The sequence below is a fragment of the Pseudaminobacter soli (ex Li et al. 2025) genome, from assembly GCF_003012705.1.
Taxonomy (GTDB): domain Bacteria; phylum Pseudomonadota; class Alphaproteobacteria; order Rhizobiales; family Rhizobiaceae; genus Pseudaminobacter; species Pseudaminobacter soli.
Map to the genome: position 1 here is coordinate 1 of NZ_PXYL01000093.1, position 255 is coordinate 255.

The following is a 255-nucleotide window of genomic DNA, read 5'->3' on the forward strand; positions in this document are numbered from 1 at the left end:
CCACCAGCGTCTGCGTCATGGACGCTACCGGTCAGATCCTCAAGGAGGGCAAGGTCGAGACCGAGCCGGATGCAATCGGCGCTCTGCTCCATTCCATCGGCGGGCATTTCAAGCGGGTCGGCCTCGAAGCCGGCCCGTTGTCGCAATGGCTCTACAGTGGGCTTGCGGCAGCGGGGTACCCGGTCATCTGCGTCGAGACGCGGCACATGAAGGCGGCTCTGTCAGCTCAGATCAACAAGACTGACCGCAACGACG

At 63.5% G+C, this 255-nt stretch carries 1 pseudogene; it reads left to right on the forward strand.

Going from position 1 to position 255, the window contains the following annotated elements:
* Positions 1 to 17 precede the first annotated feature (17 nt).
* Positions 18 to 255 (forward strand): annotated as a pseudogene (locus C7I85_RS30380) (IS110 family transposase); the annotation flags it as partial.